The organism is Nocardioides massiliensis, assembly GCF_030811215.1.
GTDB classification, from domain to species: Bacteria; Actinomycetota; Actinomycetes; order Propionibacteriales; family Nocardioidaceae; genus Nocardioides_A; species Nocardioides_A massiliensis.
Map to the genome: position 1 here is coordinate 2,716,395 of NZ_JAUSQM010000001.1, position 20,443 is coordinate 2,736,837.

14 protein-coding genes and 2 rRNA genes are annotated in these 20,443 nt (G+C 67.9%); 14 read left to right on the forward strand and 2 right to left on the reverse strand.

Annotation, left to right across the window (positions count from 1 at the left end; translation table 11 throughout):
• Window positions 1-54 precede the first annotated feature (54 nt).
• Genes argC through argB form a run of 4 tightly spaced genes read left to right on the forward strand, consistent with a single transcriptional unit; the run spans window position 55 to window position 3,627 of the window.
• On the forward strand, window positions 55-1,086 hold the full coding sequence (gene argC / locus J2S59_RS13505; protein ID WP_068121574.1) for an N-acetyl-gamma-glutamyl-phosphate reductase: 1,032 nt from the start codon (window positions 55-57) through the stop codon (window positions 1,084-1,086).
• The gene (locus J2S59_RS13510) at window positions 1,083-1,520 is read left to right on the forward strand and encodes an ACT domain-containing protein (RefSeq protein ID WP_306825211.1); all 438 of its coding nucleotides are present in this window, start codon (window positions 1,083-1,085) and stop codon (window positions 1,518-1,520) included. Before argC ends, J2S59_RS13510 begins: the two co-directional genes overlap by 4 nt.
• The gene (gene argJ / locus J2S59_RS13515; RefSeq protein ID WP_306825212.1) at window positions 1,517-2,674 is read left to right on the forward strand and encodes a bifunctional glutamate N-acetyltransferase/amino-acid acetyltransferase ArgJ; all 1,158 of its coding nucleotides are present in this window, start codon (window positions 1,517-1,519) and stop codon (window positions 2,672-2,674) included. The genes J2S59_RS13510 and argJ overlap by 4 nt, the downstream gene beginning before the upstream one ends.
• Window positions 2,671-3,627 (forward strand): acetylglutamate kinase, encoded by a 957-nt coding sequence (gene argB, locus J2S59_RS13520; RefSeq protein WP_068122187.1) that lies wholly within the window; start codon window positions 2,671-2,673, stop codon window positions 3,625-3,627. The genes argJ and argB overlap by 4 nt, the downstream gene beginning before the upstream one ends.
• Window positions 3,628-3,653: 26 nt before the next feature.
• Here argB and J2S59_RS13525 read toward each other — a convergent pair whose 3' ends face one another.
• Window positions 3,654-4,895, reverse strand: a complete 1,242-nt coding sequence (locus tag J2S59_RS13525) for an IS110 family RNA-guided transposase (protein ID WP_068124533.1) — start codon at window positions 4,893-4,895, stop codon at window positions 3,654-3,656.
• Between the two features lie 245 nt (window positions 4,896-5,140).
• Here J2S59_RS13525 and J2S59_RS13530 point away from each other — a divergent pair, with 245 nt between their 5' ends.
• The 6 genes from J2S59_RS13530 to J2S59_RS13555 all read left to right on the forward strand — a co-directional run bounded on the left by J2S59_RS13530 (window position 5,141) and on the right by J2S59_RS13555 (window position 11,466).
• Entirely contained in the window at window positions 5,141-6,373 is a 1,233-nt protein-coding gene (locus J2S59_RS13530; protein WP_306825213.1) for an acetylornithine transaminase, read from the forward strand.
• A complete protein-coding gene (gene argF / locus J2S59_RS13535) occupies window positions 6,370-7,338 on the forward strand; it encodes an ornithine carbamoyltransferase (RefSeq protein WP_068120839.1) in 969 nt (322 codons plus the stop codon). The genes J2S59_RS13530 and argF overlap by 4 nt, the downstream gene beginning before the upstream one ends.
• Entirely contained in the window at window positions 7,335-7,856 is a 522-nt protein-coding gene (locus J2S59_RS13540; RefSeq protein ID WP_068120837.1) for an arginine repressor, read from the forward strand. Before argF ends, J2S59_RS13540 begins: the two co-directional genes overlap by 4 nt.
• A gap of 66 nt (window positions 7,857-7,922) precedes the next feature.
• Window positions 7,923-9,359 (forward strand): argininosuccinate synthase, encoded by a 1,437-nt coding sequence (argG, locus tag J2S59_RS13545; RefSeq protein WP_068120835.1) that lies wholly within the window; start codon window positions 7,923-7,925, stop codon window positions 9,357-9,359.
• Window positions 9,360-9,446: 87 nt separating this feature from the next.
• Window positions 9,447-10,871, forward strand: a complete 1,425-nt coding sequence (gene argH, locus J2S59_RS13550) for an argininosuccinate lyase (RefSeq protein ID WP_306825214.1) — start codon at window positions 9,447-9,449, stop codon at window positions 10,869-10,871.
• Entirely contained in the window at window positions 10,855-11,466 is a 612-nt protein-coding gene (locus J2S59_RS13555) for a DNA-3-methyladenine glycosylase (RefSeq protein WP_306825215.1), read from the forward strand. Before argH ends, J2S59_RS13555 begins: the two co-directional genes overlap by 17 nt.
• Before the next feature lie 16 nt (window positions 11,467-11,482).
• Here J2S59_RS13555 and J2S59_RS13560 read toward each other — a convergent pair whose 3' ends face one another.
• Window positions 11,483-12,448 (reverse strand): TIGR03557 family F420-dependent LLM class oxidoreductase, encoded by a 966-nt coding sequence (locus J2S59_RS13560; protein WP_068117698.1) that lies wholly within the window; start codon window positions 12,446-12,448, stop codon window positions 11,483-11,485.
• A 56-nt stretch (window positions 12,449-12,504) separates the two neighbouring features.
• Between J2S59_RS13560 and tyrS the strand changes: the two genes are divergently transcribed.
• The 4 genes from tyrS (at window position 12,505) to J2S59_RS13580 (ending at window position 20,408) form a co-directional block, all read left to right on the forward strand.
• Window positions 12,505-13,794: a tyrosine--tRNA ligase gene (gene tyrS, locus J2S59_RS13565; protein ID WP_068117695.1), complete on the forward strand. Its 1,290-nt coding sequence runs from the start codon at window positions 12,505-12,507 to the stop codon at window positions 13,792-13,794.
• 13 nt (window positions 13,795-13,807) lie between these two features.
• Window positions 13,808-14,890, forward strand: a complete 1,083-nt coding sequence (locus J2S59_RS13570; RefSeq protein ID WP_306825216.1) for an alpha-hydroxy acid oxidase — start codon at window positions 13,808-13,810, stop codon at window positions 14,888-14,890.
• Window positions 14,891-15,413: 523 nt separating this feature from the next.
• Window positions 15,414-16,931 (forward strand): 16S ribosomal RNA (locus J2S59_RS13575).
• Between the two features lie 374 nt (window positions 16,932-17,305).
• Window positions 17,306-20,408: ribosomal RNA gene (locus J2S59_RS13580) — 23S ribosomal RNA — on the forward strand.
• Together the 16S and 23S rRNA genes form the textbook arrangement of a ribosomal RNA operon.
• Window positions 20,409-20,443: the final 35 nt, after the last annotated feature.

Consider the following 20,443-nt stretch of genomic DNA (forward strand, 5'->3'; position numbering starts at 1 on the left):
CACCGCGGGACCCCGATGTGCACACCTATGTGAGTGCATGTATAGTCATGCGTCATGATCTCAGTCGCCGTCGCCGGAGCCAGTGGCTATGCCGGGGGAGAGGTGCTCCGGTTGCTGCTGGGTCACCCCGAGGTGCGCATCGGTGCACTGACCGGGGGGTCGAACGCCGGCACCCCGCTCGGTGAGCTGCAGCCGCACCTGGTCCCGCTCGCCGACAGGGTGCTCGAGCCCACCACCGCCGAAACCCTCGCGGGTCACGACGTGGTGTTCCTCGGCCTTCCGCATGGCCAGTCGGGCCCGATCGCCCAGCAGCTCGGGGACGACGTGCTGGTGATCGACTGCGGTGCCGACTTCCGGCTCACCGATGCCTCGACGTGGGAGCGGTTCTACGGCGGCGACCACGCGGGCTCCTGGCCCTACGGCCTGCCCGAGCTCGCCGACCAGCGCGCTGCCCTCACGGGGGCGAAGCGGGTCGCTGTCCCGGGGTGCTACCCGACCGTCTCCACCCTGGCCCTCGCGCCGGCGGTGGCCGCGGGCCTCGTCGACCCGGCCGCCCTGGTCGTGGTCGCCGCGTCCGGCACGTCGGGTGCCGGGAAGGCAGCCAAGCCGCACCTGCTCGGCTCCGAGACCATGGGCAACGCCAGCGCCTACGGCGTCGGCGGCGTCCACCGGCACTCCCCGGAGATCGTGCAGAACCTCTCCCTGCTCACCGACGAGACCATCCGCGTCTCCTTCACGCCGATGCTGGTGCCGATGCCGCGCGGCATCCTGGCCACCGCCTCCGCGCCGCTCGTCGACGCCTCGACCGACGCCGCCCGCGCCCGGGAGGTCTACGCCGCGGCGTACGCCGACGAGCCGTTCGTGCACCTGCTGCCCGAGGGCCAGTGGCCCACGACCAAGGCCGTGGTCGGCTCCAACGCCGTCCACCTCCAGGTCACCGTCGACCCCGACTCCGGACGTCTCGTGGCCGTCGCGGTCGTCGACAACCTGGCGAAGGGCACGGCGGGCGCAGCGGTGCAGTGCATGAACATCGCGCTCGGACTGCCGGAGGCCACCGGCCTCACGACGGTCGGACTGGCCCCGTGAGGCTCGCGGTCTACCCCGAGACCCTCGCCGTCGTACGCCTCGGTCCCGGGGCCGAGGTGCCGTCCTGGGCCGAGTCGTCGTCGGTCTTCTCCGTCACGGCGACCGCGACGGAGACCTCGGTCGTGTGCGCGGCGCGCAGCGTGCCCGGCAAGGCGCGCGCGCTCAAGCCGTTGACCGCGTTCGCCGTCGAAGGCGCGCCCGAGGTCACCACCAGCGGTGTCCTGGTCGAGCTGCTGACTCCGCTCGCGGAGGAGGGGATCAGCGCGTTCCCGGTGCCGACCCACGACACACTCTGGATCCTCGTGGCGGTCGACGACGCCGAGCGTGCCGGCGAGGCCTGGCGACGATCGGGGCACGAGGTCGCCCCCGCCGTCCCCGTCACCCCCGGCAGCTCCCCGAAGCCCGCCGGTCGTCCTGAGAAGAGCACCCGATGAGCATCACGTCCCCCGCCGGCTTCCGGGCCGCCGCCACCGCGGCCGGCCTCAAGAGCACCGGCGCACCCGATCTCGCCCTCGTCGTCAACGACGGACCGTCCTACGCCTCGGCCTCGGTCTTCACCACCAACCGCTGCAAGGCCAACCCCGTGCTGTGGAGCGAGGAGGTCGTCAAGGACGGCACCGTGCGTGCCGTCGTCCTCAACTCCGGTGGCGCCAACTGCTACACGGGCCCCGAGGGCTTCCAGACCACGCACGCGGTGGCCGAGCGCGTCGCCGAGCGGATCGGTGTCGGTGCGATCGACGTCGTCGTGTGCTCGACCGGGCTCATCGGTCTCACCAACGACCGCCAGCAGCTGCTGGACGGTGTCGACGTCGTGAGCGCCGCCCTCGCCGCCGGTCCCGAGGCCGGCGCCGCTGCGGCCGAGGCGATCATGACCACCGACTCCGTCAGCAAGCAGGTCCTCGTTGAGGGCCCCGGATGGAGCATCGGCGGGATGGCCAAGGGCGCAGGCATGCTGGCGCCGCAGCTCGCCACGATGCTCGTCGTGCTGACCACGGACGCCGTCGTCTCCGCCGAGGACTGCGACACCGCGCTGCGGGCCGCGACCCGGGTCAGCTTCGACCGCCTCGACAGCGACGGCTGCATGTCCACCAACGACACCGTCACGCTGATGGCCAGTGGTGCCTCCGGCATCACCCCGTCGCTGGACGACTTCACCGAGGCGCTGCAGCGCGCGTGCGTCGACCTGGCGATGCAGCTGCTGGCAGACGCCGAGGGCGCCGACCACGAGATCGCGATCACCGTTCTCAACGCCGCGTCCGAGGAGGACGCGGTCGAGGCCGCACGGTCGATCGCGCGCAGCAACCTCTTCAAGGCCGCCATCTTCGGCAAGGACCCCAACTGGGGCCGGGTGCTGGCGTCGCTCGGCACGACGCAGGCGGCCTTCGACCCCGCGGACCTCGACGTGGCGATGAACGGCGTGTGGGTCTGCCGCAACTCGACCCCCCACGAACCCCCCGACAAGGTCGTCTTCTCCGGTCGCGAGGTGACCGTGACGGTCGACCTCAAGGCCGGCGACGCCCGGGCGACCGTGTGGACCAACGACCTGACGCACGCCTACGTCCACGAGAACAGCGCCTACAGCTCATGAGCGAGGAAGCAGTGAACGCGACCCCGAAGCCGGCTCCCGACCCGGCCAAGGCGGCGACCCTGGCGGCGGCGCTGCCGTGGCTGATGGAGTACCACGGCAAGATCATCGTCATCAAGTACGGCGGCAACGCCATGACCGACGACGCGCTCAAGACCGCGTTCGCCGAGGACATCGCGTTCCTGCGCTACGCCGGGTTCAAGCCGGTCGTCGTCCACGGCGGAGGGCCGCAGATCTCGCAGATGCTCGACCGGCTCGACATCCGCTCCGAGTTCCGCGGCGGGCTGCGGGTCACGACGCCGGAGGCGATGGACGTCGTCCGCATGGTGCTCGTCGGTCAGGTCCAGCGCGAGCTCGTCGGCCTGGTCAACTCCCACGGCCCGATCGCGGTCGGCCTCTCCGGTGAGGACGCCGGGCTGTTCACCGCCGTCCCCGCGACCACGGTCGTCGACGGCGAGGAGGTCGACCTCGGACTCGTCGGCGAGGTCGACCAGGTCCGGCCCGAGGCGGTGCTCGACCTGCTCGACGCCGGTCGCGTGCCGGTGATCTCCAGCGTCGCGCCCGACCAGGACGGCCAGGTCCACAACGTCAACGCCGACACCGCAGCCGCGGCGCTCGCGGTGGCACTGCACGCGGCGAAGCTGCTCGTGCTCACCGACGTCGAGGGGCTCTACCGCGACTGGCCGCACAGCCCGGACCTGATCGGCGAGATCAGCCCGGAGGCGCTGCGCGAGCTCATGCCCGGCCTGGCCAGTGGCATGGTCCCCAAGATGGGTGCCTGCCTGGCCGCGGTCGAGGGGGGCGTCCCCAAGGCGACCGTCGTCGACGGCCGCGAGCCGCACGCCGTGCTGCTGGAGATCTTCACCGACGAGGGCATCGGCACCCAGGTCCTGCCCGGCGTGCCCACCAAGATCCGCACCGCCAAGGTGCCCCCGAAGCCGAAGGAGGACGCGTGAGTTGCCCTGTGTCAACCTCCGCGCCGTCAGGCGGCGATTTGGTGGTGTTCGTTGAGGACGCGTTGGAAGGCTCGGTGCTGGCTAGGGTCGTAGGTGGCCCGGTCTTGCCAGCAGCGCCAGATGATGTCGACCCAGGCGCGGGCGAGGATCCGGACGGCGTGGGGGTGGTCGTGGTTGCGTGCCCTGGCGCGGTTGTAGAGGTCGGCGGCCCACGGGTTGGCGTGTCGGGAGTCAGCGGCGAAGTCACACAGGGCGTCGCGGAGTTCTTTGTCGCATCCCCACCGGAAGGTGACGGCTTTGACCTTGCCGGACTGCCGCGTCGAGGGCGCGACGCCGGCCAGACAGGCCAGGGAGTCGGCGGTGGGGAACCTGCCGCGGGCGTCCCCGATCTCGGCGAGCAGTCGCGCGGCGCGCACGGTCCCGGAGCGAGGCAGCGAGGTCACGACGTGCGCGTCGGGGTGGACGTCGAGTTGCTCAGCGATCGAGTCCGCGAGCGTGGCGATCTGGGTGTTCAAGCTCCGCAGGACCGCGACGAACGCGAGCGTGGTTGCGGCATGGGGGCCGGTTTCAGCACCGGTGGTGCCGCGGGGCGCAGCGAGCAGCCGTTGGTGCAACACGGCAGGGTCGGTGCGCCCGGAGTAGGCGAGCTTCTTCAGCCATGCTGCGAGCCGGTCGGCGGTGAGCCAGTCGGCTTTGGTCTGGGTGGGGAACCGTTCCAGGAAGGACAGGCTGATCGCGGAGTCCAGGTGGGCGAACAGGTCCACGATGCCGGGGAACACGACCTGCAGGTGCGCGCGGAGCTGGTTGGCTGCCGCGACGCGGTGCGCGACCAGGTCCCGACGAGCACGCACGCTGGAGCGCAGCGCTTGGGTGGCCGGGGTCGATCTGGTCAGCGGGGTCAGGCGACGGCGGTCGGTGCGGACCACATCTGCCAGGACGTAGGCGTCGAACCGGTCGTCCTTGTTGCCGGCCGAGCCGTAGCGCGAGCGGAGGTTCTTGACCTGGTTGGGGCTGATCACCAGCACGGTCAGCTCGGTGGCAAGCAAGGCATCGATGACGGGCCCGTCGCCGCGTTCGATGCCGATCTCGACGACCTCAGCTGCCAACAGACGTCGTACGAGTCGTTTGAGGCCGGCAGCGGTGTGCTCGACGGTGAACCGGTCAAGCACCTCGCCGTCGGGGTCCAGGATGCACACGACGTGGTCGTCCTTGGCCCAGTCCAGACCGGCGCACACTCGTGGTCGGGTCGCTTCAGGGGTCACACTCATGGTCAGTTCCTCGCTGTTGGAGCAGTGAGAGAACACCCGGTGGTCCCGGGACCCTGCAGCCGGTCGCTCACTGATCGGCGCTCATCGGCGCATAGCCCTGTAGCCGGTCGGCGGGTCCTGGGCCACCGGACCTCGCAGAACTCACGCTGGACCTCGAAGGTCGAGCGACCGTGGCGATGGTCCGGTGGGGACCAGGGGTGTACCGGCAACCCATCTGAAGCCACCGACCTGAGGAAGGTAATCCAGTGAGCGCCCCCGACACCACGACCCCCGGCACCCAAGCATGGGGGGCGCGCTACGCCGACGCCCTGATGAACACCTTCGGCCCGCCGAAGACCGCCCTCGTCAGCGGCCACGGTGCACGCGTCGTCGACGCCGACGGCAAGGAGTACGTCGATCTGCTCGGCGGCATCGCCGTCAACACCCTCGGCCACGCCCACCCGGCGCTGGTGCGCGCGGTGAGCGAGCAGGCCGGCCGGCTCGTCCACGTCTCGAACTTCTTCGCGACCCCGCCCCAGGTCGCGCTCGCCGAGCGGCTGCTGGCGCTGCTCGGCACCGAGGGCCGGGTCTTCTTCGCCAACTCCGGCGCCGAGGCCAACGAGGCCGCCTTCAAGCTCACGCGGCGTACGGGCCGCACCCGGGTCGTCGTGGCCGAGGGCGGGTTCCACGGCCGCACCATGGGGGCGCTCGCGCTGACGTCCAAGGAGGCCTACCGCTCGCCGTTCGAGCCGCTGCCCGGTGACGTCACCTTCGTCCCGTACGGCGACGCCCACGCACTCGCCGCGGCCGTCGACGAGACGGTGGCCGCCGTGCTGCTCGAGCCCGTGCAGGGTGAGGCCGGGGTCGTCGCGCCCCCGGCGGACTACCTCACCCGTGCCCGCGCCATCACCCACGAGGCCGGCGCGCTGCTCTGGCTCGACGAGGTGCAGACCGGGATCGGGCGGACGGGCACGTGGTTCGCCCACCAGAACCCCGCCCTGGTCTCCGGCACCGTCGTGCCCGACATCGTGACCCTCGCCAAGGGGCTTGCCGGCGGTGTGCCCATCGGGGCGTGCATCGCCACCGGTGGCGCCGGCAAGCTCTTCGATCCCGGCAACCACGGCACCACCTTCGGTGGCAACCCGCTCGCCGCGGCCGCTGCCCTCGCGGTGCTCGACACCATCGAGGCCGACGACCTGCTCGCGCGCAGCTCCGCCACCGGCGAACGGCTGCGGGCAGCGCTCGCTGCGGATGACCGCGTCACCGAGGTGCGGGGCACCGGCCTGATGGTCGGGATCACGCTGGCCGCCGAGGTCGCGGCCGAGGCCGTGACCGCCGGTCAGGACGCCGGGTTCATCCTCAACGCCACCGGCCCGGACCGGATGCGGTTCGTCCCGCCGTTGGTGCTCACCGACGCCGACGTCGACGACCTGGCGGCCGCGTGGCCGGGCATCCTCGACGCCGCTGGGGCGGCTCACGACGGGGGGAGCGCCGCATGAGCACCCCGGTCCTGCGGCACTTCCTGCGCGACGACGACCTGTCACCCACCGAGCAGGCCGACGTCCTGGCGCTGGCCGCGAAGATGAAGGCGCACCCGTTCGCCGTACGCCCGCTGGAGGGTCCCCGCACGGTCGCGGTCATCTCCGACAAGCCGACCCTGCGCACGCAGGCGTCGTTCGCCGCCGGCATCGCCGAGCTCGGCGGCTACCCGATGATGGTCGACGGCAAGCTCGCCCAGATCGGCACCCGCGAGTCCGTCGAGGACACCGCCCGCGTGCTCGGCCGTCAGGCGGCAGCGATCGTGTGGCGCACCGGTGACCAGTCGCGCATCGCCGCGATGGCCGCCCACGCGGGTGTGCCGGTGGTCAACTCCCTGACCGACCAGTTCCACCCGTGCCAGACCCTGGCCGACCTGCTGACGATCACCGAGCACCTCGGACCGGTGGCCGGCCGCACGCTCGCCTTCGTCGGCGACGCCGCGTGCAACATGGGCCACTCCTACGTCCTGGCCGGCACGCTCGCCGGGATGCACGTGCGGGTAGCGGCACCTGACGGCTACGCCCCTGACCCGGCGATCGTCGCGCGGGCGGCCGAGATCGGCCGGGAGACCGGCGGCTCGGTCGAGGTGCACACCGATCCTGCTGCGGCGGTCGCGGGGGCCGATGTCGTCGCGACCGACACCTGGGTCTCGATGGGTTCGGAGGACCAGGCCGCCGAGCGTGAGCAGGTCTTCGCGTCCTACCAGGTCGACCAGGAGCTGCTCGACCGGGCCTCCGACCAGGTCATCGTGCTGCACTGCCTGCCCGCCTACCGCGGGAAGGAGATCACCGCGGAGGTGCTCGACGGTCCGCGCAGCGTCATCTGGGACCAGGCCGAGAACCGGCGCCACGTGCAGAAGGCCGTGTTGGCCTGGCTGCTCGCCCACGCCGCCGACGCCGCGGCGCAACCGGGGGAGGGGCCGTGAGCGAGACCGCGATCACGCCCCTGACCAAGAGCGCCCGGCAGCAGCGCATCGTCGAGCTGCTCTCGACCCACCCGGTGCGCTCGCAGGCCGAGCTGGCCGCGCTGCTGTCGCGCCACGGCGTCCAGGTCACCCAGGCGACGCTGTCGCGTGACCTGGTCGAGCTCGACGCCGTGAAGGTCCGCGTGCCGTCCGGGGCACTGGTCTACGCCGTGCCCGCCGAGGGCGGCGACCGCACCCCGGTCGTCGCCGGCGGCAGCCGGGCGGCCGAGAACCGGCTCGCCCGCCTGTGCGGTGAGCTGCTGGTCTCGGCGGAGGCCTCGGCCAACCTCGTCGTCCTGCGTACGCCGCCGGGTGCGGCGCAGTACCTCGCTTCAGCCTTCGACCACGCCGACCTCGGCGACGTGCTGGGCACCATCGCCGGTGACGACACCGTGCTGGTGATCGGCCGCGACCCCGCCGGGGGCGAGGCACTCGCTCGTCGCTTCACCTCCCTGGCCGACGGCCAGAGCCACCACTGACGCGCCTGCGCGTCCTCCGACAACCCCACCATCGGCCTGCGGGCCCGAACCTCGAAGGAACACCCAGTGAGCAAGGTCCTGACCTCCCTGCCCGTCGGCGAGCGCGTCGGCATCGCCTTCTCCGGAGGTCTCGACACCTCGGTGGCGGTCGCCTGGATGCGGGAGAAGGGCGCCGTGCCCTGCACCTACACCGCTGACATCGGGCAGTACGACGAGCCCGACATCGAGGGCGTCCCCGGGCGTGCGCTGCAGTACGGCGCGGAGCTGTCGCGCCTGGTCGACTGCAAGGTCGAGCTGGTGGAGGAGGGCCTGGCCGCGCTCGCCTGCGGGGCGTTCCACATCCGCTCGGGCGGCCGCGCGTACTTCAACACCACCCCGCTCGGTCGTGCCGTGACCGGCTCGCTGCTCGTGCGCGCGATGCACGAGGACGGCGTCGACATCTGGGGTGACGGCTCGACGTTCAAGGGCAACGACATCGAGCGGTTCTACCGCTACGGCCTGCTGGCCAACCCGGAGCTGCGCATCTACAAGCCGTGGCTGGACGCCGAGTTCGTCCACGAGCTCGGCGGCCGCGCCGAGATGAGCCAGTGGCTCACCGAGCGCGACCTGCCCTACCGCGACTCGCAGGAGAAGGCGTACTCCACCGACGCCAACATCTGGGGCGCGACCCACGAGGCCAAGACGCTCGAGCACCTCGACGTCTCCTTGGAGACCGTCGAGCCGATCATGGGCGTGAAGTTCTGGGACCCGTCGGTGACGATCGAGACCGAGGACGTGACCATCGGGTTCCGTGCCGGTCGCCCGGTGTCCATCAACGGCGTGAGCTACGAGGACCCGGTCGCGCTGGTCCACGAGGCCAACCAGATCGGCGGTCGCCACGGTCTCGGCATGTCCGACCAGATCGAGAACCGGATCATCGAGGCCAAGTCGCGCGGCATCTACGAGGCGCCGGCCATGGGTCTGCTGTGGATCGCCTACGAGCGGCTGCTCAACGCCATCCACAACGAGGACACGATCGCCAACTACCACGCCGAGGGCCGCCGGCTCGGCCGCCTGCTCTACGAGGGCCGCTGGCTCGACCCGCAGGCCTTGATGCTGCGCGAGTCGATCCAGCGCTGGATCGCCTCGCTCGTGACCGGCGAGGTGACGCTGCGGCTGCGCCGCGGTGAGGACTACACGATCCTCAACACCGCCGGCCCCTCGTTCTCCTACCACCCCGACAAGCTGTCGATGGAGCGCACCGAGAACGCCGCCTTCGGCCCGACCGACCGCATCGGCCAGCTCACGATGCGCAACCTCGACATCGCCGACTCGCGCGACAAGCTCGAGCAGTACGCCGGCCAGCCGCTCGACGAGGGCACGGTCCTGGTCAACCAGGGCCCGCTCATCGGCGAGATCCGTGCCGGCGGCGCCGCCGCGATCGAGGCGAACCCGCGGGCGGAGGTCGAGGCCGAGACCGAGGAGGCTCTCGACCACGCCGCCATGGAGTTCGGATCCGACTAACGCTCGGGGGCTCCGCCCCCAGACCCCCGAAGAATCGCACTCTGGTCGGTCGAGCGAAGTCGAGACCCCACCAACCGAACGGATGACATGACCAAGTCCGAAGCCACCAACACCGGCTCCCTGTGGGGCGGGCGGTTCGCCAGCGGACCGTCGCCGCAGCTCGAGGCGCTGTCGCGCTCGACGCACTTCGACTGGCGGCTCGCGCCGTACGACCTGCAGGCGTCCCGAGCCCACGCCGGCGTCCTGCACGCGGCCGGCCTGCTCAGCGACGCCGACCGCGACGCGCTGGTCGCCGGCCTCGACCGGCTTCGTGCGAAGGTCGCCGCCGGCGAGGTGTCCGCCGATCCCGGTGACGAGGACGTCCACGGTGCGCTCGAGCGCCTGCTGCTCGCCGAGGTCGGCGCCGAGCTCGGAGGCCGCCTGCGCGCGGGCCGCTCGCGCAACGACCAGATCGCCACGCAGCTGCGGGTCTTCCTGCGCGAGCACGCGCGCACCATCGCGGCGGCGGTGCTCGACCTCGCCGAGGTGCTCGCGACCCAGGCCGACCACCACCTCGGCGCGGTGATGCCGGGGCGCACCCACCTGCAGCACGCCCAGCCGGTCCTGCTGTCACACCACCTCCTCGCACACGCCTGGCCGTTGGCGCGCGACGTCGCACGCCTGCGCGACTGGGACGCCCGGGTCGCGGCGGACTCGCCGTACGGCTCGGGTGCACTGGCCGGCTCGAGCCTGGGCCTGGACCCCGAGGCGGTGGCGGCCGAGCTCGGCTTCACCGGGTCGGCGGCCAACTCGATCGACGGCACCGCGGCGCGCGACTTCGCCGCGGAGTTCGCCTTCGTCGCGGCGCAGATCGGGGTGGACGTGAGCCGGATGGCCGAGGAGGTCATCCTCTGGGCGACGAAGGAGTTCGGCTTCGTCCGGCTCCATGACTCGTGGTCGACCGGGTCGAGCATCATGCCGCAGAAGAAGAACCCCGACATCGCCGAGCTGGCCCGGGGCAAGGCCGGCCGGGTGATCGGCAACCTGACGGGCCTCATGGCGACGCTGAAGGCGTTGCCGCTGGCCTACAACCGCGACCTGCAGGAGGACAAGGAGCCGGTCTTCGACTCCGTCGACACCCTGGAGGTGCTGCTGCCCGCCTTCACCGGGATGGTCGCCACCCTCGAGTTCGACACCGCCCGCATGGCCGAGCTGGCCCCGCAGGGCTTCTCGCTGGCCACTGACGTCGCCGAGTGGCTCGTGCGGGAGGGGGTGCCGTTCCGGGTCGCCCACGAGGTCGCCGGCGAGTGCGTACGCCGCTGCGAGCAGCTCGGCGTCGAGCTCGACGAGCTCACCGATGACCAGCTCGCGGAGATCTCGCCGCAGCTCACGCCGGGCGTCCGCTCGGTACTCACCGTCGAGGGCTCGGTGGCCTCGCGCGACGCTCGTGGCGGCACCGCCCCTGCCCGGGTGAGCGAGCAGCTGGCCGAGCTGCGGGTCGTTCTGGCCGACCACCGTGGCTGGCTCGACTGACGACTGGGCCGTCCTCGACGGCCACGCCGCCGAGGCCGCGCCGCGGCTGCTCGGCTCGCTGGTCGTGCACGAGCACCCCACCGAGGGGCGGGTCGGGATCCGGCTGACCGAGGTCGAGGCCTACCAGGGTCCGGAGGACCCGGGCTCGCACGCGCACCGCGGCCGCACCGACCGCAACCAGGTGATGTTCGGCCCGTCCGGACACCTCTACGTCTACCGGATCTACGGCATGCACGACTGCGCCAACATCGTGTGCTCCCCCGAGGGGGTCGGGGCCGGAGTGTTGCTGCGCGCCGGTGAGGTGGTCGAGGGCCTCGAGCTGGCGCGGTCGCGGCGCCCCGGCGCCAGCGACCGCGACCTCGCGCGCGGTCCGGCGCGCCTGGCCCGAGCACTCGGCCTCGACCGCAGCCACGGCGGCGCCGACCTGCGCGTCGGTCCGGTGACGTTGCACCTGGCTGCCGAGCCCGCGGGACCGGTCCGCACCGGGCCCCGCGTCGGGCTGCGCCTCGCCGCCGACTTCCCGTGGCGGTTCTGGGTCGACGGTGACCCCACCGTGTCGCCGTACCGTCCGGCGGCGCCGAAGCGCCGCCGCTGAGCCGCGTAGCCCCCGGTCAGCCGCGCAGCGCAGGCAGCAGCTCCGCCTCGGCGTAGGCGAGGAAGTCCTCCTGGGAGGAGTCACCGATCTGGATGAGTGCGACGTCGGTGAAGCCGGCCTCCTCGAACTCCCGGACGGCCGCGACGATCGCGTCGGTGTTGGGCCCGCACGGGATGTTGTCGGCGACGTCGGCCTCGGTGACGAACTGGGTGGCCGCGTCGAAGGCGGCCGTGCCCGGCAGCTCGGCGTTGACCTTCCAGCCGCCGGCGAACCAACGGAACTGCTCATGCGCCGTGCGGACGGCCGCGTCCTTGTCGGGACCCCAGCAGACGGGGATCTGCCCGACCTTGCGGCTGGCGCCGCCGGACTTCTCCTCCTCCCAGGTCGTGATCAGGTCGGGGTTCGGCTCCACCGCGATGAGGTGGTCGGCGTACGGCGCTGCGGTGCGGATCGACTGCGGCCCGGAGACCGCGGCACCGATCTGCACACGCTCCTCGGGGAGGTCCCAGATCTTCGCGGAGTCGACGCGGAAGTGCTGGCCGGCGAAGTCGACGTACCCACCGTCGAGGAGCCGACGGATGATCTCGAGCGCCTCGGCGAACATCTCGTGGCGGACGTTGGCCGGCGGCCATCCGCGACCGACGACGTGCTCGTTGAGGCTCTCGCCGGCACCCAGCCCGAGGGTGAACCGGCCCTCGCTGAGCTCGCCGATCGTCGCGGCCTTCTGGGCGACGACGGCGGGGTGGTAGCGGATGATCGGGCAGGTCACGAAGGTCATGAGCTCCACCTGCGAGGTCACCTGGCTGACCGCGCCGAGCATGCTCCACGCATAGCCGGAGTGCCCCTGCTCGTCGAGCCAGGGGAAGTAGTGGTCGCTCATCACCTCGAAGTCGAAGCCGGCCTGCTCGGCGCGGGCGGCGTACGCCACCAGGTGTCGGGGCGGGGACTGCTCACTCATCAGGGTGTATCCGTAGCGGGTCATGTCACCTGCGGTACCCACGGTCGGGTCGATTGCACGGATACGGCAGGCTGTGACCTGTGAGTACGACGTCTGCGGCCGGCACCGACCCCGGCCTCCTCGACGACCTGCGCTGGCGTGGGTTGATCGCGCACAGCACCGACCTCGACGCGCTGGGCGAGGCCCTGCGTGCCGGGAGCGTGCGCTTCTACGTCGGCTTCGACCCCACCGCCCCCTCGCTGCACATGGGGCACCTCGTCCAGATCCTCACCGCCCGGCGGCTGCAGGTCGCAGGGCACACGCCGTACGCCCTGGTCGGCGGGGCGACCGGCATGATCGGCGATCCCCGTGACTCCGGCGAGCGGACGCTGAACTCGGCCGACGTCGTCGCGGAGTGGGTGCAGCGCATCCGCGGCCAGATCGAGCCGTTCCTCGACTTCGACGGACCGTGCGCTGCGACGATGGTCAACAACCTCGACTGGACCGCCGAGCTGTCGGCGATCGACTTCCTGCGCGACATCGGCAAGCACTTCCCGGTCAACCGGATGCTCGCGCGCGACGTCGTGAAGCGTCGGCTCGAGGACGGCATCAGCTACACGGAGTTCAGCTACGTCCTGCTGCAGTCGATGGACTTCCTCGAGCTGCACCGCCGCCACGACGTCGCGCTGCAGTTCGGCGGCAGCGACCAGTGGGGGAACCTGAGCGCGGGCGTCGACCTCGTCCGCCGCGCGGAGGGCGCTCACGTGCATGCCTTCGCCACGCCGCTGCTCACCCGCGCCGACGGGACGAAGTACGGCAAGTCCGAGGGCGGCGCATTGTGGCTCGACCCGGAGCTGCTCTCGCCGTACGCCTTCTTCCAGTTCTGGCTCAACGTCGAGGACGAGAAGATCGGCGAGCTGCTCCGCGTCTTCACGTTCCTGTCCCGCGAGCAGATCGAGGAGCTCGAGCAGCTCTCGGTCGCCGAGCCGCACCGCCGCCACGGCCAACGCACCCTCGCCCGCGAGGTGACCACGCTGGTCCACGGAGCCGACGAGACGGCCCGGATCGAGGCCGCCTCCGCGGCGCTCTTCGGCGGGGGAGACCTGCGCGACCTCGCGGTCCCCACGCTGGCGGCCGCGCTCCGCGAGGCGGGCGCCACCGAGCTCGAGGCCGGGGACGAGCTGCCCACCGTCGTCGACCTGCTGGTCGCGAGCGGGCTGGCCACCAGCAAGAGCGAGGCGCGCCGCACCGTGGGGGAGGGCGGCGCCTCCATCAACAACGAACGCGTCACCGACCCCGACCACCGGCCGGCCCGCGCCGACCTGCTCGGCGGGTCGTGGCTGGTCGTGCGACGCGGCAAGAAGCGGTTCGCGGGCGTCGAGGTCCGCTGAGGTGAGCGGCGGCGTGCCCGGATCGGTCGAGGACCTGATGGAGCGCGCCGCTGCCCACCTGCCCGCGCCGGTGGCCGCCTACCTGGCCATGGGCTCCGGTGCCGGCATCGCCGCGGCGGAGGCCACGCCCGCGTGGGACGCGCTCCGGTTCGCGCCGCGCGTGCTGCGCTCGGTCACCGACGTCGAGCTGCGCGATGCAGACGGATTGCTTCCCTTCGGGATCGCGCCCGCCACGCTCCAGCGGGCAGTGCACCCCGACGGCGAGCTGGCCACCGCTCGCGGAGCGGCCGAGGCCGGTGCGCGCATGGTCGTCTCGAGCAACACCGGCACGCCGTTCCGCGCGATCGCCGAGACCGGCGTGACCTGGTGGCTGCAGACCTACCTCCCGCCCGACCGCCCCAGCGCCGAACCGCTCCTGCAGCGAGCGGTCGAGGCCGGCGCGGCCGCAGTCGTCCTCACCGCCGACACCCCGGTCGTCGCGCGCAAGCGGGACGCCGTCGCCGCCCGGGTGTGGGGAGAGATCGACCCAGCGTTCGTAGGCGCCGAGCATCCGCGTACGCCGCTGGAGGTCCCCGAGCGCGGGGAGGGGACCGACCGGTATCGCGAGAAGGCCACCGACCTCGGCCCCCATGACATCGGGTGGCTGGCCGCCGTGACCGGGTTGCCGGTCGTGGTCAAGGGCGTTCTGCGTGCCGACGACGCTCAGCGGTGCATCGACGCGGGTGCCGCGGCCGTGTGGGTGTCGAACCACGGCGGGCGCCAGTTCGACGGCGCGCTTCCGACGGCCCGGGCCTTGCCCGGCGTCGTCGCGTCCGCCGCAGGCCAGGTCCCGGTGTACGTCGACGGGGGTCTGCGTGAGCCTCGCCACCTGTGCGGGGCCTGGGGGCTGGGCGCCGCGCAGGTCTTCCTCGCCCGCCCGGTCCTCGCGGCCCTCGCGCTGGGAGGCGCCGCCGGCGTCCGGGACCTCCTGCTGGGGTTGGCCGAGGAGCTCGTCGAGGCGTGCCGCCTGCTGGGTGCCACCACGCCGGCCGACCTGGCTGGGACGGTGGTGAAGAGCGAACACCACCGCGGTGATTCGTGCGGTTTGGATCGGTAAAACCCCGTGTGACCTGCGGGGATCGTGTGTCCGCAGACGACCAGGTGCAGGGCCGATTTGCTGCGGGTAGGGCGTTCACCTAATGTTCTCTCTGTCGCCAGGAGCGGCGGGACGCAAGGCCGAGAGGCCGGGCGGCCGGCCCCGGGCGATCAGACCCCCCTCCTTCCGCCGATCAGGTGGAGGATGTCGGGGGTAGCCGGTGCGGGTCTGGGTTTGACGCCAGACTGCGAGGCCGGTAAGTTTGATCGGGTTGCCCCGCGACGAAGGCCGAGAGGCTGGGACGTGGGCGCGCTTGATCCTTGAGAACTCAACAGTGTGCTAAAAGTCGACGAATTAATTTGTAACGCCCCGTCGGCATCTTCCGGTGGCTGCTCTCTTTTGGGGGTGGTTGTTGATAGGTGTTGACGGTTCCTTTGGTAAGACGCTTGGCATGGGCCTTTTGGTTTGTGTCGGGTTTTTCTTGCCGGGATACTCCTAAATGGTCGATGGACTGCTCGTTTCGGCGGGTGGGCATCAGCATTTTTCTATGGAGAGTTTGATCCTGGCTCAGGACGAACGCTGGCGGCGTGCTTAACACATGCAAGTCGAGCGGTAAGGCTCCTTCGGGAGTACACGAGCGGCGAACGGGTGAGTAACACGTGAGCAATCTGCCCTTCACTTCGGGATAACCACCGGAAACGGTGGCTAATACCGGATATGACCACTTCAGGCATCTGATGGTGGTGGAAAGTTCTGGCGGTGGAGGATGAGCTCGCGGCCTATCAGCTTGTTGGTGGGGTAATGGCCTACCAAGGCAACGACGGGTAGCCGGCCTGAGAGGGTGACCGGCCACACTGGGACTGAGACACGGCCCAGACTCCTACGGGAGGCAGCAGTGGGGAATATTGGACAATGGGCGAAAGCCTGATCCAGCAACGCCGCGTGAGGGATGACTGCCTTCGGGTTGTAAACCTCTTTCAGTAGGGACGAAGCGCAAGTGACGGTACCTACAGAAGAAGCACCGGCCAACTACGTGCCAGCAGCCGCGGTAATACGTAGGGTGCGAGCGTTGTCCGGAATTATTGGGCGTAAAGGGCTCGTAGGCGGTTTGTCGCGTCGGGAGTGAAAACTCAGGGCTTAACCCTGAGCCTGCTTCCGATACGGGCAGACTAGAGGTATGCAGGGGAGAACGGAATTCCTGGTGTAGCGGTGAAATGCGCAGATATCAGGAGGAACACCGGTGGCGAAGGCGGTTCTCTGGGCATTACCTGACGCTGAGGAGCGAAAGTGTGGGGAGCGAACAGGATTAGATACCCTGGTAGTCCACACCGTAAACGTTGGGCGCTAGGTGTGGGGCTCATTCCACGAGTTCCGTGCCGCAGCTAACGCATTAAGCGCCCCGCCTGGGGAGTACGGCCGCAAGGCTAAAACTCAAAGGAATTGACGGGGGCCCGCACAAGCGGCGGAGCATGCGGATTAATTCGATGCAACGCGAAGAACCTTACCTGGGTTTGACATATGCCGGAAAGCCGTAGAGATACGGCCCCTTTTAGTCGGTATACAGGTGGTGCATGGCTGTCGTCAGCTCGTGTCGTGAGATGTTGGGTTAAGTCCCGCAACGAGCGCAACCCTCGTCTTATGTTGCCAGCACGTTATGGTGGGGACTCATAAGAGACTGCCGGGGTCAACTCGGAGGAAGGTGGGGATGACGTCAAGTCATCATGCCCCTTATGTCCAGGGCTTCACGCATGCTACAATGGCCGGTACAAAGGGCTGCGATACCGTAAGGTGGAGCGAATCCCAAAAAGCCGGTCTCAGTTCGGATTGGGGTCTGCAACTCGACCCCATGAAGTCGGAGTCGCTAGTAATCGCAGATCAGCAACGCTGCGGTGAATACGTTCCCGGGCCTTGTACACACCGCCCGTCACGTCACGAAAGTCGGCAACACCCGAAGCCGGTGGCCCAACCCTTGTGGAGGGAGCCGTCGAAGGTGGGGCTGGCGATTGGGACGAAGTCGTAACAAGGTAGCCGTACCGGAAGGTGCGGCTGGATCACCTCCTTTCTAAGGAGCATTTGTATGGGAGGCTTACCGGTTAGCCGGTGGTCTCTCCAGACATGTTGGTTTCGAGGGCGAATGTTCCTCGGCTGGCATTGCTCACTAGTGGAACGTCGATTATTTGGTCGCGCTGTGAGGCGCTTCGTCAGTACAGCCGCCTCGCTTCCTTTGGGGAGTGGGGTGGAGTGGAACCTCGAAGCTTCGAGCAGTTCGGTCTAGCACACTGTTGGGTCCTGAGGGATCGAGATTCTTCGATCGCCTCGTCGGGCCATCAGCGCCATGAACTGTTGCTCCCTGTGGGGGGTGGTAAGCGTGGAGTTGGCTGGTGGTGCCGCCCGTATCTTGAGAACTACACAGTGGACGCGAGCATCTTTGTAGAACGACAAGCTACTAAGAGCACATGGTGGATGCCTTGGCACCAAGAGCCGATGAAGGACGTAGGAGCCTGCGATAAGCCCCGGGGAGTTGGCAACCGAGCTGTGATCCGGGGATTTCCGAATGGGGAAACCCAGCTGGAGTCATGTCCAGTTACCTCTGCCTGAACACATAGGGCAGTTGGAGGGAACGTGGGGAAGTGAAACATCTCAGTACCCACAGGAAGAGAAAACAAGAGTGATTCCGAGAGTAGTGGCGAGCGAAATCGGAACAGGCCAAACCAGTTGCGTGTGATAGCCGGCAGGCGTTGCGTGACTGGGGTTGTGGGGCCGTCTTGTTGGTTCTGCCGAACCAACGCAGAGTAAGAAACCATCGTTGAAGTTGAAGTGGATTGGAAAGTCCCGGCGTAGAGGGTGATACCCCCGTACACGTAAGACGATGGCTCTGAGACGTCACCCCAAGTAACACGGAACCCCTGAAATTCCGTGTGAATCTGGCGGGACCACCCGTTAAGCCTAAATACTCCTTGGTGACCGATAGCGGACAAGTACCGTGAGGGAAAGGTGAAAAGTACCCCTGGCGGGGAGTGAAATAGTACCTGAAACCATGTGCTTACAATCCGTTGGAGCGAGATCTTTGGATCTTGTGACAGCGTGCCTTTTGAAGAATGAGCCTGCGAGTTAGCGTTGTGTTGCGAGGTTAACCCGTGTGGGGAAGCCGTAGCGAAAGCGAGTCCGAATAGGGCGTTTGAGTAGCGCGACCTAGACCCGAAGCGGAGTGATCTATCCATGGGCAGGTTGAAGCGCGGGTAAGACCGCGTGGAGGACCGAACCCACTTAGGTTGAAAACTGAGGGGATGACCTGTGGATAGGGGTGAAAGGCCAATCAAACTCCGTGATAGCTGGTTCTCGCCGAAATGCATTTAGGTGCAGCGTCGCGTGTTTCTTACCGGAGGTAGAGCACTGGATGGTCTAGGGGGCCCACAAGCTTACCGAAATCAACCAAACTCCGAATGCCGGTAAGTGAGAGCGCGGCAGTGAGACTGCGGGGGATAAGCTCCGTAGTCGAGAGGGAAACAGCCCAGACCATCAGCTAAGGTCCCTAAGCGATAACTAAGTGGAAAAGGATGTGGAGTCGCAAAGACAACCAGGAGGTTGGCTTAGAAGCAGCCACCCTTGAAAGAGTGCGTAATAGCTCACTGGTCAAGTGATTCCGCGCCGACAATGTAGCGGGGCTCAAGTTATCCACCGAAGCTATGGCATTCACATATTAAGCTAGGCCTTTGTGGTCCAGGTGTGTGGATGGGTAGGCGAGCGTCGTGTGGCGGGTGAAGCGGCGGTGTGAACCAGTCGTGGACGCTACACGAGTGAGAATGCAGGCATGAGTAGCGAAAGAAGAGTGAGAAACTCTTCCGCCGAATGATCAAGGGTTCCAGGGTCAAGCTAATCTGCCCTGGGTAAGTCGGGACCTAAGGCGAGGCCGACAGGCGTAGTCGATGGACAACGGGTTGATATTCCCGTACCGGCAAAATAGCGCCCATGGCGAACCTAGTGATGCTAAGTGCCCGAAACCATCATTGATCCTTCGGGACGATGGTGGCGGAGCGCATGACCCGAACTAGTAGTAGCCAAGCGATGGGGTGACGCAGGAAGGTAGTCCAACCGTGGCGATGGTAGTCCACGGCTAAGAGTGTAGGGCGATGAGTAGGCAAATCCGCTCATCATGTGCCTGAGACTCGATGGGGAGTCCTTTTGGACGAAGTGGATGATCCTATGCTGTCGAGAAAAACCTCTAGCGAGCTATGCGCCGCCCGTACCCCAAACCGACTCAGGTGATCAGGTAGAGAATACTAAGGCGATCGAGTGAACCATGGTTAAGGAACTCGGCAAAATGCCCCCGTAACTTCGGGAGAAGGGGGGCCGGATCCGTGAACCACCTTGCGTGGGGAAGCGGTGATGGCCGCAGAGACCAGGCCCAAGCGACTGTTTACTAAAAACACAGGTCCGTGCGAAGTCGTAAGACGATGTATACGGACTGACTCCTGCCCGGTGCTGGAAGGTTAAGGGGACGTGTTAGCACTTTGTGCGAAGCGCAGAACTTAAGCCCCAGTAAACGGCGGTGGTAACTATAACCATCCTAAGGTAGCGAAATTCCTTGTCGGGTAAGTTCCGACCTGCACGAATGGAGTAACGACTTGGGCGCTGTCTCAACCATGGACTCGGCGAAATTGCATTACGAGTAAAGATGCTCGTTACGCGCGGCAGGACGGAAAGACCCCGGGACCTTTACTACAATTTGGTATTGGTGTTTGGTTCGGCTTGTGTAGGATAGGTGGGAGGCTGTGAAGCGGCGACGCCAGTTGTCGTGGAGCCATCGTTGAAATACCACTCTGGTCGTACTAGATGTCTAACCTAGGTCCGTTATCCGGATCAGGGACAGTGCCTGATGGGTAGTTTAACTGGGGCGGTTGCCTCCTAAAATGTAACGGAGGCGCTCAAAGGTTCCCTCAGCCTGGTTGGCAATCAGGTTTCGAGTGTAAGTGCACAAGGGAGCTTGACTGTGAGAGTGACAGCTCGAGCAGGGACGAAAGTCGGAACTAGTGATCCGGCGCTGGCATGTGGAAGCGGCGTCGCTCAACGGATAAAAGGTACCCCGGGGATAACAGGCTGATCTTCCCCAAGAGTCCATATCGACGGGATGGTTTGGCACCTCGATGTCGGCTCGTCGCATCCTGGGGCTGGAGTAGGTCCCAAGGGTTGGGCTGTTCGCCCATTAAAGCGGCACGCGAGCTGGGTTTAGAACGTCGTGAGACAGTTCGGTCCCTATCCGCCGCGCGCGCAGGAGTCTTGAGAAAGGCTGCCCCTAGTACGAGAGGACCGGGGTGGACGAACCTCTGGTGTGCCAGTTGTTCTGCCAAGAGCACGGCTGGTTAGCTACGTTCGGAAGTGATAACCGCTGAAAGCATCTAAGCGGGAAGCACGTTTCAAGATGAGGACTCCCACCGGGTTAACCGGGTAAGGCCCCCAGTAGACGACTGGGTTGATAGGCCGGAGGTGTACAGCAGTAATGCCTAGCCGACCGGTACTAATAGGCCGAGGGCTTGTCTCTCAAAGATGTTGCGCGTCCACTGTGTGGTTCCCGAG